At 57.3% G+C, this 16,436-nt stretch carries 14 protein-coding genes; 7 read left to right on the forward strand and 7 right to left on the reverse strand.

All coding sequences use genetic code 11. The features are described from left to right. Positions 1 to 134 precede the first annotated feature (134 nt). The 5 genes from JT51_RS11860 to JT51_RS11880 form a co-directional block, all read right to left on the reverse strand. The gene (locus tag JT51_RS11860) at positions 135 to 1,940 is read right to left on the reverse strand and encodes an ABC transporter ATP-binding protein (RefSeq protein ID WP_037312727.1); all 1,806 of its coding nucleotides are present in this window, start codon (positions 1,938 to 1,940) and stop codon (positions 135 to 137) included. A 1-nt stretch (position 1,941) separates the two neighbouring features. Continuing rightward, on the reverse strand, positions 1,942 to 2,871 hold the full coding sequence (locus JT51_RS11865; protein ID WP_037312730.1) for an ABC transporter permease subunit: 930 nt from the start codon (positions 2,869 to 2,871) through the stop codon (positions 1,942 to 1,944). A 10-nt stretch (positions 2,872 to 2,881) separates the two neighbouring features. Then, positions 2,882 to 3,805 carry an oligopeptide ABC transporter permease OppB gene (gene oppB / locus JT51_RS11870; protein ID WP_037312733.1) on the reverse strand — a complete coding sequence of 308 codons (924 nt, stop codon included), beginning with the start codon at positions 3,803 to 3,805 and terminating at the stop codon, positions 2,882 to 2,884. A 67-nt stretch (positions 3,806 to 3,872) separates the two neighbouring features. After that, positions 3,873 to 5,501, reverse strand: coding sequence for a peptide ABC transporter substrate-binding protein (locus JT51_RS11875; RefSeq protein WP_037312735.1), 1,629 nt, complete (start codon positions 5,499 to 5,501; stop codon positions 3,873 to 3,875). 401 nt (positions 5,502 to 5,902) lie between these two features. After that, positions 5,903 to 7,138 carry a lytic murein transglycosylase gene (locus JT51_RS11880; protein ID WP_037312738.1) on the reverse strand — a complete coding sequence of 412 codons (1,236 nt, stop codon included), beginning with the start codon at positions 7,136 to 7,138 and terminating at the stop codon, positions 5,903 to 5,905. A gap of 202 nt (positions 7,139 to 7,340) precedes the next feature. On the opposite strand from JT51_RS11880, the gene JT51_RS11885 reads away from it, so the two are divergent. Genes JT51_RS11885 through JT51_RS11910 form a run of 6 tightly spaced genes read left to right on the forward strand, consistent with a single transcriptional unit; the run spans position 7,341 to position 13,838 of the window. Further along, complete coding sequence (locus tag JT51_RS11885) at positions 7,341 to 8,264, forward strand: ubiquinol oxidase subunit II (protein WP_152563340.1); 924 nt, start codon at positions 7,341 to 7,343, stop codon at positions 8,262 to 8,264. Further along, the gene (locus tag JT51_RS11890; protein ID WP_051927521.1) at positions 8,261 to 10,351 is read left to right on the forward strand and encodes a cbb3-type cytochrome c oxidase subunit I; all 2,091 of its coding nucleotides are present in this window, start codon (positions 8,261 to 8,263) and stop codon (positions 10,349 to 10,351) included. Before JT51_RS11885 ends, JT51_RS11890 begins: the two co-directional genes overlap by 4 nt. After that, positions 10,348 to 10,980 carry a cytochrome c oxidase subunit 3 gene (locus JT51_RS11895; protein WP_037312741.1) on the forward strand — a complete coding sequence of 211 codons (633 nt, stop codon included), beginning with the start codon at positions 10,348 to 10,350 and terminating at the stop codon, positions 10,978 to 10,980. Before JT51_RS11890 ends, JT51_RS11895 begins: the two co-directional genes overlap by 4 nt. Then, entirely contained in the window at positions 10,973 to 11,299 is a 327-nt protein-coding gene (locus JT51_RS11900; protein ID WP_037312744.1) for a cytochrome o ubiquinol oxidase subunit IV, read from the forward strand. The genes JT51_RS11895 and JT51_RS11900 overlap by 8 nt, the downstream gene beginning before the upstream one ends. 35 nt (positions 11,300 to 11,334) lie before the next feature. Then, positions 11,335 to 12,318 (forward strand): HlyD family secretion protein, encoded by a 984-nt coding sequence (locus tag JT51_RS11905; protein ID WP_037312748.1) that lies wholly within the window; start codon positions 11,335 to 11,337, stop codon positions 12,316 to 12,318. After that, on the forward strand, positions 12,315 to 13,838 hold the full coding sequence (locus JT51_RS11910) for a DHA2 family efflux MFS transporter permease subunit (protein ID WP_037312751.1): 1,524 nt from the start codon (positions 12,315 to 12,317) through the stop codon (positions 13,836 to 13,838). The genes JT51_RS11905 and JT51_RS11910 overlap by 4 nt, the downstream gene beginning before the upstream one ends. On the opposite strand, the gene JT51_RS11915 is transcribed toward JT51_RS11910, so the two are convergent. Next, positions 13,835 to 14,197: a fluoride efflux transporter FluC gene (locus JT51_RS11915; protein ID WP_037312754.1), complete on the reverse strand. Its 363-nt coding sequence runs from the start codon at positions 14,195 to 14,197 to the stop codon at positions 13,835 to 13,837. The genes JT51_RS11910 and JT51_RS11915 overlap by 4 nt on opposite strands. After that, complete coding sequence (locus JT51_RS11920; protein WP_235216170.1) at positions 14,194 to 14,601, reverse strand: fluoride efflux transporter FluC; 408 nt, start codon at positions 14,599 to 14,601, stop codon at positions 14,194 to 14,196. Before JT51_RS11920 ends, JT51_RS11915 begins: the two co-directional genes overlap by 4 nt. A 218-nt stretch (positions 14,602 to 14,819) precedes the next feature. Here JT51_RS11920 and JT51_RS11930 point away from each other — a divergent pair, with 218 nt between their 5' ends. Further along, on the forward strand, positions 14,820 to 16,400 hold the full coding sequence (locus JT51_RS11930) for an FMN-binding glutamate synthase family protein (protein ID WP_037312763.1): 1,581 nt from the start codon (positions 14,820 to 14,822) through the stop codon (positions 16,398 to 16,400). The last annotated feature ends 36 nt before the right edge of the window (positions 16,401 to 16,436 follow it).

Below are 16,436 nucleotides of genomic sequence, written 5' to 3' on the forward strand. Positions count from 1 at the left end.
GTTGTGGTATTTGGTCCTGATCCGAGGGGCAAACCAAGGTCTGGTTTTCCTATTGGCATCACAAAAGGTCGGTCATGGTTCACGCGATGGTGGATTCGCCCCAAAGCCAGCCAACTGGCTTTGGGGTCATGATATCAGCCCCCGGCCATGATGGTCTCAAGCGGGTCATGCTCGGCCACGAAATGGTCAGGCTTTACCTCGCTTAGCTGGGGTATGTAATCCGTCTGGCCTGCATTTAACCGGCTGGGCAGAAACCGCAGCGCGGCTTTCGAATCCATGGGCGAGGGTAACTCGCCGGGGATCTTAAGCCGCGTGCGACTGCGTTCGACATCTGGATCAGGGATTGGTACGGCCGAAATCAGGGACTTGGTATAGGGGTGGATCGGATCAGAACAGATCACCTCTCCGTCACCAAGCTCCACGATTCGGCCAAGATACAGAACCATGATCCGGTTCGAGACCGCCCGCACCACCGACAAATCGTGGCTGATGAAGATCATCGACAGGCCAAACTCTTGCTGCAACTCGCGCAGCAATTCCACGATCTGCGCCTGAATCGACACGTCCAGGGCCGACACGGCCTCATCACAGATGATCAGCTTGGGTTTGTTGATCATCGCCCGCGCAATACCGACCCGCTGGTTCTGACCGCCGGACAGCTCGTGCGGATAGCGGTTGATCATGTTGGCCTTCAGGCCGACCCGCTCCATCATTTCGGCGACCATCTCTTTGCGCTCACGCTCGGTCAGGTCCGGGCGATAGGTTTTCAGCGGTTCGGCGATCGAGGCTGAAATCGTCATCCGCGGATCAAGGCTGGCCAGTGGGTCCTGGAACACGATCTGCAGGTCCTTGCGGTATTTGTTCAGCTCGGACCGCTTCAGGCCGACAATCGGATGCCCCAGCCAACTGACATTGCCGCCACTGGGTTCGATCAACTGTAGAACAGCCCGCGCCAATGTGGATTTGCCGCAACCGGATTCCCCCACTACGCCCAGCGTTTCACCCTTTCGGATGTCAAAGCTGACGCCATCGACTGCCTTAAGCGGCACCTTGCGCCCAAACAGCCCGCCTTTGACGTGGATTGGGAAATGCACCTTGACGTCATCAACCCTAAGCAGCGGCTCCTCGACCTTGTCCAGCGCCTTGGGTGCGTCACCTGCATCAATTCGGGGCATCGCGTCCAGCAGAGTGCGGGTATAGTCGTGCTGCGGCGCGCGGAAGATTTCGCGTGTGTCTCCGGCCTCGACAAACGCGCCCATGCGCATGACCTGAATGCGGTCGCACATGCGCGCCACCACGCCCATGTCATGGGTGATCAGGGCAATCGCGGTGCCCTCATCCTTTTGCAGGCGCACCATCAGGTCCAAAATGTCGGCCTGAACCGTCACGTCCAACGCGGTCGTGGGTTCATCCGCGATCAGCAGCTTGGGATTGCACAGCATCGACATGGCGATCATCACGCGCTGGCGCATGCCGCCTGACAATTCGTGCGGGTATTGATCCAGACGCCGTTTGGCCTCGGGGATGCGCACACGATCCAGCCACTCCAGACAACGCGCTCGCGCGGCTGACCCTTGCAGGCCCTCGTGTACCTGAAGAACCTCGCTCATTTGCTGGCCAACCCGAAGATGCGGGGTCAGGGCGGTCAGCGGGTCCTGAAAGATCATGCCGACATCGTCGCCACGGATCTGGTTCAGCTTGCTTACCGGCAGGTTAAGGATTTCCTGACCGTTAAGCGTGGCGGACCCAAGCGCCCGCCCGGCAGGCGGCAGCAACCCCATCGCGGCCATGAAGGTCTGGCTTTTACCCGACCCGCTTTCGCCGACGATACCCAGGCATTCACCCGGATGGATGTCAAAGCTGATGCCTTTGACCGCCTCGACGACGCCATCGGGTGTATTGAACTGGACGCTCAGGTCCTTAACAGAGAACAGGCTCATATCAGCGATCCTTCGGGTCCAGAGCGTCACGCAGACCATCTCCGATAAAGAACATCGAGATGATGATGGCGACGTAGATTGTCAGGGGGTACATCAACTGCCACAGGGTGCCGTAGCCCATCGTGCCTGCGCCTTCGGCGATCAGTCGACCCAGCGAGGTATAGGGTTCCGAAATCCCAAGACCCAGGAACGAGATGAAGCTTTCAATAAGGATCATTTCAGGCACAAGCAGAGAGGCATAGACAATCACTACGCCCAGCAGATTGGGTAGAACATGACGATACATGATGGTGAATTCGCTGACACCTGCAGCACGCGCGGCTTCGATGAACTCGCGGTTTTTCAGGGTCAGGGTCTGTCCGCGCACGATCCGCGCCATGGTCAGCCAGCCGACCGCGCCAAGGGCGATGAAAAGCGTGAAAAAGGACCGTCCTGCCACGACCAGCAACAAGATGATGATCAAGGTTGTGGGGATCGCCAACAGGATATCGACGAACCGCATCATGATGCTGTCAGTGCGCCCGCCGATGTAGCCGGCTGCGATGCCGTAACATGTACCCACGATCAGCGCGGTTGCAGCCCCGATCAGACCCACCAGCAAAGATATGGTGGTGGCCTGAATGACGCGGCTGTAAAGGTCGCGCCCCAGATCATCGACCCCAAAGAAATGCCCGGTTTCAATCGAAGGCATCCCCATGCCACGTACGTCACCCATGACGTTCCAGTCGATTTCCTCGTTGCTCCAGACGGCAAAATACGGGCCGATGATCGTGAACAGCACGATCAATCCCAGAATGAACACGCTGACCATCGCGGCCTTGTTGCGGACAAACCGGATACGCGCATCCTGCCAGAGTGAGCGCCCCTGAATGACCGTGAAGTCAGTGATTTCTTCGGCCAGCTGGGTGGTTTTTTGTGAATTTCCAAACATTGCCAGCCCCTCAGTACCGGATTTTCGGATCGAACCAGGCATAAGCCAGGTCGGTCAGCAGGTTCACGACAACGGTCAGCGCGCCATACAGGATCGTGACCCCCAACAGCACCGCATAGTCCCGCGACAGGGCCGAGCCGACGTAAGCCTGACCCAGACCACCGGTCGAGAAATAGATGTCGACAAAGACCGAACCGGTCAGCACATAGACAAAGACCGGACCCAGATAAGACACGACCGGCAGCAGCGTGGGTTTCAGCGCATGACGCCAGATCACGGTTCTTGTCGGCAGCCCCTTGGCCCGTGCGGTGCGGATGAAGTTCGAGTTCAGAACCTCCAGCATCGACGACCGGGTGATCCGCGCGATGGACCCCATGTAAGATGTCGCCAGGGCAATCACCGGCATGATCAGATACGGCCACTGGCCGCCATTCCATCCGCCACCCGGCAGCCATCCCAGCCACAGGGTGAAGGTCAGGATCAGGATTGGACCCATGATGAAGTTCGGCAGTGCCTGCGCCGCGATCCCCAGACCAACGGCGAAATAGTCGATCCAGCTGTTGTGCCGGATCGCCGCCGCAATCCCCAGGCTAACTCCAACCACAGTCGCCACCAGAAACGAGAGCGATCCGTAGGTCAGTGAAATCGGGAAACCCTGCGCGATGATGTCATTCACGTCCCGGTCCTTGAATTTGAAGGACGGGCCGAAATCGAAATGCACAACGATGTTGTACAGGTAATCCCACAGCTGCTTCCACAGCGGTTGGTCCAGCCCATACCGCGCCTCGATATTGGCCAGAACCTGCGGCGGCAACGGCCGCTCCGAGGTAAAAGGCCCGCCGGGCGCGTAGTGCATCAAAAAGAAACAGGCGACGATCAGCAACAGGATCGTCGGAATGGCGACCAGCAGTCGCCGCAGACTATAGGCAAGCATTTCATGCCCCCGTGTTTATTGGCCTTGCCCCAGGGTGGCCCCGGGGCAAGGCGCGATCCAAAGATGATTACTCGGCGGTTTTGTAAAGGTTCCGAGAGTACCAGTTCTGCTCGACGTTATCGACCGGCCAGTTTCCGACATCGGTGTCCATCATGTAGACGCCAGCATAGTGATAGATCGGGATAACAGGGGTTTCCTGCGCAATAATGCGTTCCACCTCGGTATACAGAGGGGCCGGATCATCCGAGGTCTTGGCTTCCGCCAGCAACTCATCAACGCGGGCGTTGTTGAATTTGCCATCGTTGTACCCGGACTGGGACTGCAGCAGATCGAGGAAAGTCGAGGCTTCGTTATAGTCGCCACACCACGCGCCACGGGCCAGATCAAAGTTCTGGTTGCCGCGCTCTTCCAGGAATACCTTCCACTCCATATTGGCCAGCTCGACCTGAACACCCAGCTTTTGCTTCCACATCTGGCTTAGCGCAACGGCGACTTTCTTGTGGTCTTCGTTGGTGTTGTAAACCATGTCAAAGCTCAGCGGATTGTCTGGGCCAAAACCGGCAGTCGCCAGCAGTTCCTTGGCCAGCTCATCGCGTTCCGCCTGGGTCATGGATGCCATTTCGACCTCGGGAACGGTGAATCCTGCGGTTGCTTCGGGGGCAAAAGTATAGGCTTGGGGTTGGCCACCAGCCATCACTTTTTCAGTAATGATATCGCGATCCACGGCAAGCGACAGGGCCTGACGGACGTTTGGATCCTTAAAGGCTTCGGGGCCGCCATCAGACAGGTTGAATGTGTAGTAATAGTTGCACAGACGCGGGAAGCTGATGGCCTCTTCCGGGTGTTCCTGGCTCAGGCGGGGGAACTGGCCAGCGGGAACTTCGGTGCGGTCCAGCTCACCAGCCAGATAGCGGGTCAGGGCCACGTTTTCGTCGTTGATGATCAGCGCGACAACTTTGTCGAGAATGGTGTTCTCGTTGTCCCAGTACATTTCGTTGCGCTCACGCACCGAACGTTCCTGCGGCAGATGTTCGGTCCAGATGTAGGCACCGTTCGAGACAATGTTCTCTGGCTTGGTCCAGGCGTCGCCGAATTCTTCGATGACCTTTTGCGGGGCCGGGAAGGTGGTCGAATGCGTGGTCATCTGTGGGAAATACGGCAGCGGTGCGCTCAGGCGAACCTCAAGTGTATGATCGTCGATGGCTTTGACGCCCAGATCATCAATTGGCGCGTTACCCGCGATGATCTCTGCCGCGTTTTCGATCGACATCAGTTCCATGAACCATGCGTAAGGAGAGGACAGCGCCGGATCGACTGCGCGCTTCCATGCGTATACGAAATCACCTGCCGTGACCGGATCGCCGTTGGACCATTTGGCGTTGTCGCGCAAGGTAAAGGTATAGACGTCTTTGGTGTCGTTGGCGGTGTACCCAGTGGCAACGCCGGGGACCAGATTACCTGCTTCGTCCTGATTCATCAGACCTTCAAACAGGTCGCGCACGATTTCGGCGCCGTATGTGTCTTCGACAACCTGCGGATCAACCGAGGTGTGCTCGTCTCCAAGGCGATAGATGAAGGTCTGGTCATCCGCCAGCGTCTCGCCGGTTTCCGGATGGGTGCCTGCGGCAAAGGCGGCACCGGTGATCATGGTCGAGGTCAGCAACCCCGCCAGAGATGTCCGAATGTGTTTGTTCATGTTTTATTACTCCCGTTTTTTGGGGCTAAATACGCGCATCCTGTCAGGATGACCGTTGGCCACCATGTTTGTCCGACCCTGAACAAGACCGGGGCTGGTTCAAATTTTGCTTTTTCAGATCGCAATGAACACCGCGTCGCAGTCTTTCGGTTTGCAGTCGGGAACGTGTTTGCGAAAGTCGCCTTTCACTGACGTCGAAGGTGGCACTAATTCAAAAAAGGATAAAGCCTTTGCCTGTAAATTGGGCAGTCAGGGTAGGATTACGCATGAATTCGGGATCGCCGTGGAAATATAATAATGAAACCTGGCGGCTCTATGACACTTTTGTGAAGGTCTGTTAATTGCGCATGGCTGCAAAAGGTGAATCAACGACGCTGTCGGGGCTGAAACAGGGCGAATCGCTATTGGTTCAGGGTGGCTTTCAGACCTGCATCAGGGAAGCAGGTCGGCGCAAAACCCGAAGCTTGTTGCCAGCGTCCAATCGAGCGCCGGGTCTTGAACCCCGGCAACCCGTCGGCGCCGCCGACGTCATGGCCCTGGCGCTCAAGCGCGCGCTGCATGGCGGCGATATCCGACCTGTACAGCGCGCCAATCTTGTCCCAGCGGGCTTTGAAATTGCCCACGCCATATTGAATGCGATCGCCGACATGGCCCACGAACAGGGCGTAGAGGTCACTTTTGTTATAGTCTTTGAGAACGTAGAAATTCGGCGTTACGACAAAAGCGGGCCCGTGACGTCCTGCGGGCATCATCAAATAGCCCTCGCCTGCCAGTTCATGCTTTGGGAAAGGCTTGCCCGAAACCCGAGTGATTCCCATCGCGGCCCATTCCTGAATCGGCTTGCCCTGATCTGGACCCTCCAGTGCGCAAGAAACCGATGCGGGAACGTGAACTTCGAACCCCCAGTCCCGCCCGGTGATCCAACCATGCTGGGCAAGATAGTTCCCGATTGACGCAATCGTGTCATCCTCTGATGCCCAGATATCGGCGCGCCCATCGCGGTTTCCGTCCGCCGCGAAAGTCAGAAAGCTGGACGGCATGAACTGCGGCTGACCCAACGCGCCAGCCCAGCTGCTTTTCATCGTGCCGGGTGGGGCGTGGCCGGCTTGGGCAATTTGCAGGGCGGCAATCAGTTCTTTGGTGAAATAATCCGCGCGTGTACTCATGAAGCCTTTGGTTCCCAGAACCCGAAAGACGTTATGAGGGATGGGAACCTGACCATAGCCGCTTTCGCGTCCCCAAATGGCCAGAATGATGCGCGCGGGCACGCCGGAGTCCGCCTCGACACGGTTCAATGTCGCGGCATGACGGCGGGCCATCTGGCGGCCGACAGAGGTGGCCCCTTGTACCGAGCCTGCATTAAAGTAACGGCCGGACGATCCGAATTCCGCCTGTTTTTGCTGTTTGGGTGTTTGTGCGGCGCTGCCCGGTGGCACCAGATCCGGCAGCTTCCAGTTCAGGGTGATCCCGTCAAACGCCTGCGTCATCGTCTGACGAGACACGCCTTTGGCTTTGGCTTGCGGCCAGACTGTATCCTGCAGCCAAACCTGAAACTGCTGTTCCACCGCAGCACGGTCTTGCGCGCTTGCGGTTGTTGAAAAGACCAAAAGGCCCAAGGCTATAATTATCCAGTGCATCGTCAAAATGTCTCGCCTGCAGTCGATGACAAGTCAACAGCGCCTTATGCTAGGGTTGAGTAGGCACTGCGGCAGACAATTCCCGGTTCCGGAAAAAACCTTGTGAAATTCCGTGACTCTGCCGATAGTTGGCCAAAAGCGAAAGCATAAGAGGACATCTGGTTTGACCCTGTCGCGCAAGTCACCTGGGATACGGTCGTTTATGGCAGCAATCGCAATTGTTGCGATGTCGGCGCAGGTCGTGGTCGCAGGCGACAGTTTCATGGACCCGCAGGGACCAATTGCTGCGATTCAGAAAACCCACCTGTTTCGCGCAACGCTTCTGATCCTGATTGCGGTTGTTCCAGTGCTTGTTTTGGTGCCCCTGATTGCGCTGCGCTATCGGCGGCGCAAGGGAACACACGCCAGCTATCGGCCCAAATGGGATTTCTCGGCCAAGTTGGAATTCGTCATGTGGGGGGTGCCGGTTCTGATCGTGGCGATCTTGTCGTTCTATCTTTGGAAGGCGACGTATCGGCTTGATCCGTATACTGCACCATTTGGGGATACACCCGCGATGAAAGTTCAGGTCGTCGGGTTGGATTGGAAGTGGCTGTTTATCTACCCGGACCTCGGCATTGCCAGTGTCGGAGAGTTGGGGATTCCCGTCAAACAGCAGGTCGCACTGACGCTGACGACAGATACGGTGATGCAATCTTTTATGATTCCCGCGCTCGCCGGTCAAATCTATGCCATGCCGGGCATGACAACAAAGTTGCACATCGTGGCGGATGCGCCGGAAACGATGCTGGGTGAAAATACACAGTACAACGGGCGGGGTTTCACCAAACAGAAGTTTGAAGCAAAGGCCATGTCACCCGAAGAATTCGACGCGTGGGTTTCGGACGTTCGCGCAAATGGTATTCCGCTGGATCAGCCGACCTATCGCACATTGGCCATGCGCACTGACCGGGATGAGGTTCAGGCCGCACTGGGAACGTCGCAAATGCCGGACGACGCCCTGTATTTCACTTTGGAGGACAGCGCCCTGTTCCATACCATTCTGCACCGGTATCACGGCGGTAAGCCACTGTCAGCGGATCAGCAACCGGGAACCACCGGATACGGGCAGGAGGGCGTCCAATGACAACGGCCGAGACTGGTTTCTTTGGCCGCCTGAGCTGGGATGCATTCCCGATTGCAGGTCTGATTCAGACACCAAATGCAAATGAAATCGTTGCGAACTCGGCTGCGGCGGTGGTGCTTGTCGGCGTTGTTGCCGTTGTCGGCTTGCTAACATGGTTCCGCTTGTGGGGGCCGCTGTGGCGGGATTGGCTGACTAGCGCAGATCACAAGAAGATCGGCATCATGTATATCGTCTTTGCCATCGTGATGCTGGCGCGGGGCGTTCTGGAAGGCGTGGTCATGCGCGCCCAACAGGCGGCGGGGCCGGGTGACGGCTTTCTGGAGGCCGAACATTTTGCCGAACTGTTCAGCACCCATGGCACCATCATGATCTTTTTTGTTGCCGTGCCATTTGTCTTTGGCCTGGCAAATTTCCTGATCCCGCTGATGATCGGTGCGCGGGATGTGGCCTTTCCGGTAATGAACCAGATCAGCCTTGGGCTGACCGTCTCGGCGGGGATGATGCTGATGGTGTCGCTGGTGGTCGGAGAGTTCTCGACCGGTGGGTGGACCGCCTATCCCCCTTATACCGGCGCGGCGTTCAATCCAGGTGTTGGGCCGGACTATTGGATATGGGCCATCGTCGTATCAGGCATCGGCACGACGCTGACGGGCATCAACTTTGCGGTCACAATCTATAAGCTGCGCGCGCCGGGCATGAAATTCATGCGGTTGCCGATGTATTGCTGGACGATCATCTGCAGCTCAATCCTGATTGTCTTTGCCATGCCGCCACTTGGGGTTGCCGCTCTGATGCTGGCCGCCGACAGGTATCTGGATTTCCACTTTTTCACCAATGATCTGGGCGGCAACATGATGAACTATGCCAACCTGTTCTGGCTGTTCGGCCACCCCGAGGTCTATCTGCTGGTGCTGCCCGCCTATGGCATCTATTCCGAGGTATTCTCGACGTTTTCGGCCAAGCGGCTGTATGGCTATAACTCTCTGGTGATTGCCACCATGTCGATTGCGGTGCTGTCTTTTACCGTCTGGCTGCACCATTTCTTTACCATGGGGCAAAGCGCGCTGATCAACGCGGTGTTTGGGATTGCCACCATGCTGATTGCGATCCCGACTGGCGTAAAGGTCTATGACTGGATGGCCACGCTGTACCGGGGGCGCATCCGGTTTTCGGTTCCTATGCTTTATGGTCTGGCCTTCCTGATGCTTTTTGTCATCGGCGGTCTTTCGGGTGTGATCCTGGCCAACCCCACTGTCGACTATCAGGTGCACAACACCTTGTTTCTGGTGGCGCATTTCCACAATGTTCTGCTGCCCGGCGTGTTGTTCGGCCTGCTGGCTGGGTACAACTATTGGTTCCCCAAGGCCTTTGGTTTCCGTCTGAACGAATTTTGGGGGCGGATCACGGTCTTGCTTTGGACCTTTGGGTTCATGCTGACTTTCCTGCCGCTGTACTTCGTGGGCCTCATGGGGATGCCGCGCCGGTCGTTCAGTTGGGAGAACCCCGATTTTCACCCCTATATGATTGTTGCGGTTTTGGGCGCGCTGGTTATCCTGCTGGCCTTGTTGTCGGTGATCGTGCAGCTGTGGATCAGCATCCGCGACCGCGAAAAGACCCGGGTTCCGGTCGGGGACCCGTGGGATGCGCATACGCTGGAATGGTCCATCCCCGCACCGCCGCCGCCCTATAATTTCGCTATTATCCCACAGGTCACTGATCGGGATGACTTTGCCGCCGCAAAAGAACGGGGCGCGGCCTATCCGACGCCGGACGCGTATGAGGATATCGCGATGCCGCGTAACACCGGGATCGGCTTCTTGCTGTGTGTGCTCAGTGGGATATGGATGTTCGCGCTGGTCTGGTGGATTTGGTGGCTGGCCGCGCTGATGACGGTTCTTATCATCCTGTCCTTTATCGCATGGACCTTCCAGACCGATACAGAAGAGGTCATCCCAGCCGACGAGGTGCGCAAACAGCACCAAGCCTGGCTGGACCTTGTCCACAATTCGACACCGGTTGATCGCGATTATGAAGCCGCCCCGGAAAATCGCGGCCTTGCCCGCCCTGATCTGGAGGCGGCGACATGAAACGTGCACCGACGCACAGCTATCCGGGCCTGAACCTGGGCAGGCGGCACGCAAGCGCGGATAAAGCCAGCGAAGTCGTCACCTTCGGCTTCTGGGTCTTTCTGATGAGCGATCTGGTCTATTTCGGCCTGATGTTCGCGATCTATATTACCATGATCGACGCGCAGGCAGGTGGGCCGGGGCCGCATGAGCTGTATGATCTGAAAAGCATCTTCGCCCAAACCCTGATCTTGCTGACCAGCAGTTTGACCGTGGGGCTGGCAATGCTGGCGCTGAAATACAACCTGCCGCGCGCGCGAATTGTGCTGTGGTTCGGGGTGACTTTGGTGCTTGGGCTCAGCTTTCTGGTGCTGGAAATCCGTGACTTTATGGCCATGGCGGACAAAGGCGGCATTCCCCAGCGCAGTGGGTTTCTTTCGGCATTTTACGGATTGGTGCCGCTGCATGGTTTGCATGTTGCGACTGGTTGTATCTGGTTGATTGTGTTGGGTATTCAGCTGCGGCTGTTTGGTCTGACCGATCGGTTGATGTCGCGCGTGGTGCGGTTAGCGTTGTTCTGGCATTTTCTGGACCTGATTTGGATTGGCATCATCACCATCGTCTACTTTGGGGGGCTGTCCTATGGATAAGCGCAGCGAGATGCACCGGCGTGAGCGACGTCGTTATATCGTCGGCTATGGCGGCTCGCTGCTGCTGACGCTGGCGGTGTTCACGATAGCCTATAAATACGGCATCCAGACCAAAGGGGTCTATCTCTCGATTGCTCTGCTGGGGTTGGCGCAACTGATCGTACAATTGGTCTATTTCCTGCATATCGACCGCCGCCGCAGCAGCCGTGAAGATCTGGACCTAGTCCTGTTTTCCACGCTTGTACTGTTGATCATCATACTGGGAACGGTGTGGATCATGGGCAATCTGGCGGTGCGAATGCACACATATCCAATGTGATGACGGGTCCGCGCGAAACATAAAGGTCCAAGCCTATGAAATCCCTGAAAACCGTCGCCGTTATTGTAATGCTGGGCGTCATCGCGATTGGTCTGTTCCTGTATTGGCGTCATGAAGAGCGGTTCCCATCGACCAAAGACGCGTATGTCGGGGCGAACATAATTTATGTGGCTGCCCAAGTGACGGGTCAGGTTGCGGATGTACCGATTTCAGAAAATCAGCAGGTAAAGGCCGGTGATCTTCTGTTTACGATTGACGACACGCAATTCAGCGCCTCGGTCGATCAGGCCAGTGCCGATCTGGACAGCGCGAAACAGCAGGCTCAGGCCTATTCCACCCAGATTACCGCGGCTGAGGCGGCGGTGAAATCCGCGCAGTCGGCTTTTGATACCGCGAAAAACAACCTGGAGCGGGCCAAGGCGCTGTTTTCGGATGGGGATCTGGCACAGGCGTCCCTGGATCAGACGACGTCGGAATTCGCGCAGGCCTCGGCCCGGCTGACCGCCAGCCAGTCCAGCCTGTTGGCATTGCAAAGTGGGTTGGCCGCGAAACAGGATGATGTCCTGTCTGCCCGCGCCCAGCTGGAGATCGCCAGGGCGGATCTGGCGTGGACCAAGGTTTACGCAACCGCTGATGGCTGGATCGCCAATCTGACCCTGCGACCCGGATCGGCGGTGGCGGCGAATGCACCGCAGTTTTCGATCGTGGAATCTTCGGATTGGTGGGTGGATGCGAATTTCAAGGAAACATCGCTGCCGCGAATTCGCCCGGGTCAGCCGGTCACGATGCAGATCGACATGTTGCCAGGGGTGACCCTGACGGGCAAGGTGGCCTCAATCGGGCGCGGGTCCGGGGACACATTCTCGCTTTTGCCGTCCGAAAATGCCAGCGGCAACTGGGTCAAAGTCACCCGCAGGTTCCCGGTTCGCATCGCACTTGATCCAACAGACGCACCCTTGCGCGTGGGGGGCAGCAGCAAAGTGACAGTGGACACCACAGCGACCCAGGCTGGGAAATGACAGCTACGGCCGCAAGCCGCATCAATCCGGTGATTGTTGTCGCCGTTGTTCTCAGCGCCATTCTTGAGGTGTTGGACAGCACCATCGTCAATGTGGCCTTGCCACATATTCAGGCCGCGTTTGGGGCGACAACCGATCAGGCCACATGGATTTTGACCAGCTATATCGTTTCAGCTGTGGTGGTCATGCCGCTGACCGGCTTTGTGGCCCGCCGGGTCGGGCGGCGTCGGTTGATCCTGACCGCTGTGACCGGCTTTGCCACCATGTCCATCATGTGTGGACTGTCCTGGAGCCTTGAGACCATCGTCATCTTTCGGCTGGCGCAGGGTATGTTCGGGGCGTTCCTGATCCCCTTGTCGCAGTCCATCCTGTTCGATGCCTTCCCGCGCGAAAAACGAGGGCAGGCGATGGCTGTTTTTGGTCTGGGTGTGGTGGTCGCCCCTGTGCTGGGTCCAACGGTCGGGGCGATCCTGACCGAGTACTTTTCATGGCGGATGGTGTTTTTCGTCAACCTGCCGGTGGCGGCAATGGCGCTGTTGCTATTGGCCGGAGAGCTGCCCGAGGACAAAACCGAAGACGTCCAGATCGACTGGAAAGGGCTGGCGTTGCTGGCGATGGGGATCGGTTGTCTTCAGTTCGTTCTGGATCAGGGTGAAACCAAGGACTGGCTGTCATCGCATGGCATCCAGCTTGCGGTGATCGTATCCGTTCTGGGTGCGCTGGGGTTCATTATTCATGCTCTGACCGCCAAGCGCGCGATTGTTGACCTGCACTTGTTCGCGGATCGCAACTTTGCCCTGTGCAATCTGGTGATTGCGGGTTTTGCCATCTCACTGTTCGGCAGCATCGCCATATTGCCGACTTTTGTGCAAAACCTGCTGGATTACCCGGTTATCGATTCCGGTCATTTGTTCATCCCGCGCGGTATCGCTGCGGGTGGGTCGATGGTCATTACCGGTACGGTGCTGGTGACGCGGTTTGACCCGCGGGTACTGGCCGGGTTGGGGATGCTGTTGACGTCCGCTGGGAATTTCATGCTGGGCGCGCTGAACCTGAATGCAGGGTTCTGGCAGCTGGCCTGGCCTGGGGCGATCAGCGGTTTGGGTATGGGCCTGGTGTTTGTGCCAATGTCGATCCTGGCTTTTGAGAGCATCTCGAAAGCAAAACAGGACGAAGCATCGGGCCTATTCAACGTGACCCGGCAGCTTGGTTCATCCGTCGGAATCTCACTTGTGGGCACATGGATCGTGCGTGGGTTACAGACGAATACTGCGGTTCTCAGCCAGAATGTGACACCTTATAATCCGGCAGCACAGGCTTATTTGCAGCCGCTTGGCCTGACACCTGACAGTGCGCAAGGCGCGGCCATTCTAGGACAAGAGATCGCGCGGCAGGCCGAGTTGATTTCGTACCTAACCGTCTTCAACAACTTGGGTCTGCTGGCTCTTTTCACCATTCCGCTGCTGTTTTTCTGCAAGGCCCAAAAACCGGGAACACAGGCCGCGGTTCAGGCCCATTAGCGCATCAGAATAAGGCCCAGTCCCAGCGCGCCCCAGCACAAAACAAGGCTGACTAGGATGTTGCCGGCCGCCAGCGCAATCGTGCGTTCGCGTCTGAGTTCGAGCGATTGATAAGCAAAGCTGGAAAATGTCGTAAACCCGCCGCAAAAGCCAAAGACCAGTTGCTTTTCCTCTTCTCCCATCTCCACCGGTCCCCCAAGAAAGCCGATCCACAGGCCCAGCAGCAAACTGCCAAGTAAATTCACGATCAGGGTGGACACTGGCAGGTCATGATTGATCCGTAATGCAATCCAATGGCGCATTATCGCGCCCAATCCGCCACCCAGCCCGAACATGGCGTGCAGGAAAAGCGCGCTCATTCCAGCGACCTTGTCGAATGCAGCCGCCGCCCGATGGCTTCGCCAAGGATGGCGGCGGCAAGGCCAAAGGTGATTTCCAGCCCGGCTGCCGAACCCGCAGCCCAGAGGTCGACGCCAGCCAGACGCTGCAATTCGGCAACGAACGACGAAAATGTGGAAAGCCCGCCACAAAAGCCGACAGCCCCCAGATGCAGCACGTGGACATGAACACGGTGCCGAACGGAATACAGCCAGCCCAGTACAAAACACGCCACGACATTGATGCCAAAAGTTGTCGTCAGCACTGCATGCCCGGTGATTTCGACCGAAAAGCTCTCGCGCAGCAAAGATCCCGCCGCGCCGCCGAAGAATACGACCGTGAACATCATGGCAGTGTTTCGGACTGTGGGTCGGGACTTTGTCACAGCCTTTGATCCTGCCTGTGTTCACCTTTCCTTTGGAATACAGACTGCTGCCGTTTCGATCAACCTTGGCCTGAACTGCGGAGTGGATCAAAATTACACCCGATTGCGTGAAGGTTGGCACAAATGCTTGCAATCAAAAGCCGGAATGCTTCACCTATGGCACTGGGAAATTCTGCCCGAACCGGTCATGTAAGCTGACACTCAGAGGAGAGCACGAAATGGTTATACGCAGACTCTATTATTTTCTGAGCTATGTGTGCCTGCCACTGACCCTGTTGTGGGGTTTTTTCTGGCCGCCAGCACATTGGTTGCTGATCGTTCTCATCCCTTATGCGATTATCGGCCTCTATGATATGCTGACCACAAAACACAATGTGCTGAACAACTATCCTGTGTTGGGCCATTTCCGGTACATGCTGGAATTCGTCAGCCCGGAAATCCGGCAGTATTTCGTGGAAACCAACGAAAGCGGCCGTCCCTACAACCGGATTATTCGCGGGTTGGTTTACTCTCGCGCCAAGGGGCAGGTGGATACGCAGGCCTTTGGCACGCAGTATGACATCATGACCGTCGGCTATCACCGGGCCAACCATTCACTGGCACCCAAGGAGGTCGCCGAAAGCGAAGAGCGCGTGATGCTGGGTGGGCCGCAATGCACACAGCCCTATAGTGCGTCGCGCCTGAATGTGTCCGCCATGAGTTTCGGTGCCCTCAGCGCCAATGCGATCCGGGCCCTGAACGGTGGGGCCAAGGACGGAGGTTTTGCGCATAACACCGGCGAGGGCGGTCTTTCCCCGCATCATTTGGCCGAAGGTGGCGATATTATCTGGCAGATCGGAACAGGGTACTTCGGTTGCCGCACGTCCGAGGGTGGCTTTGACAAGGATCTGTTCGCCGAAAAGGCCAGGAAGGATGTGGTCAAAGCGATCGAAATCAAACTGTCCCAAGGTGCGAAACCCTCGCATGGCGGGGTGCTGCCTGCGGCCAAGGTGGACGAAGAAATCGCGCACATCCGCGGTGTGCCCGAACATCAGGACGTTATTTCCCCCCCCACCCATTCCGCCTTTGACGGCCCGACCGGGTTGCTGCATTTCGTGCAGCATCTGCGTGAAATGTCGGATGGCAAGCCCATCGGGTTCAAACTGTGTATCGGCCGGCCGTCCGAGTTCATGGCGATCTGCAAAGCAATGCTGGAGACGGGTATTCTGCCTGACTTCATCACCATCGACGGTGCCGAAGGAGGCACGGGTGCGGCTCCGGTCGAATTTACCAATCGCTTGGGTATGCCCCTGAACGAGGCGTTGATTTTCGTCAACAACTGCCTGCGCGGCGTGGGTCTGCGTGACAAGATCCGCATAATATGTTCGGGCAAGGTGGCCACCGGATATGACATGGTCGAGAAATTCGCCCTGGGTGCGGATATGTGCAACGCAGCCCGGGCGATGATGTTCGCCGTGGGCTGTATCCAGGCCTTGCATTGCAACACAAACCGTTGCCCGTCGGGTGTGGCCACTCAGGACCCAATCCGGGGGCGCGCGGTGAACGTGCCGCAAAAACGTCAGCGCGTGCATCGCTATCATGACGCTACGCTGGAAAGCTTTCGCGAGCTTCTGGGCGCAATGGGCAAGGAAAAAGTATCCGAACTGCAGCCTGTCGATATTCGCCGCCGCACAGCGGATGAGAGCGAGCGATCCTATGCGGAACTCTACCCCTTTGTTGCAGAGGGCGCTTTTCTTTCGGCAGACATACCAGATCAGTTCGCCGCTGACTGGAAAATGGCGGCAGCAGACCGGTTCTGATTTTTTTCATGCCGTCGCCAAGGATTGACCATTTCG

Origin of the sequence: Ruegeria halocynthiae, assembly GCF_000743705.1 — a bacterium.
GTDB lineage: Bacteria > Pseudomonadota > Alphaproteobacteria > Rhodobacterales > Rhodobacteraceae > Ruegeria > Ruegeria halocynthiae_B.